The 501-nt window shown below is 65.5% G+C and carries 2 pseudogenes; both read left to right on the top strand.

From position 1 onward, the window contains the following. Positions 1 to 394: pseudogene (locus AC1DMA_RS30125) on the top strand (NAD(P)(+) transhydrogenase (Re/Si-specific) subunit alpha); the annotation flags it as partial. A gap of 38 nt (positions 395 to 432) precedes the next feature. Then, positions 433 to 501 (top strand): annotated as a pseudogene (locus tag AC1DMA_RS30120) (NAD(P) transhydrogenase subunit alpha); the annotation flags it as partial.

Below are 501 nucleotides of genomic sequence, written 5' to 3'. Positions count from 1 at the left end.
GGCCAAGCGCGTCGCGCTCGCCGACGTGGTCATCAGCACCGCGCTGATCCCGGGGCGCGCCGCTCCGACGCTCATCACCGAGGAGATGGTCAAGTCGATGAAGCCGGGTTCGGTCATCGTGGACATCGCCGCGGGGAAGGGCCCCGATGGCGTTGGAGGCAACTGCCCGTTGTCCGAAGCCGACAAGACGGTGGTCAGGCACGGCGTGACGATCGTCGGGGAGACGAACCTCGCAGCCCTGGTGGCCGCCGACGCATCGTCGCTCTACGCGCGCAACGTGCTCGACTTCCTCAAGCTCGTGCTGCCCAAGGAGGGCGGCCTGAAGATCGATCTCGAAGACGACATCGTCGCTGCCTGCCGCATGGCCCAGGACGGCCAGGTCACGAAGAAGTAAGCGAACAAGCGAACCGCCAAGCCCGAGGAGAAGCCGCCATGGACCCCGTATCCCACACCGTCATCAACCTGATCATCTTCGTGCTGGCCATCTACGTGGGCTACCAC

The organism is Variovorax sp. 05N34 (assembly GCF_056397405.1).
Note: the sequence above shows the minus strand (reverse complement) of the source record. Positions and strands in the feature narration are given on the sequence as shown.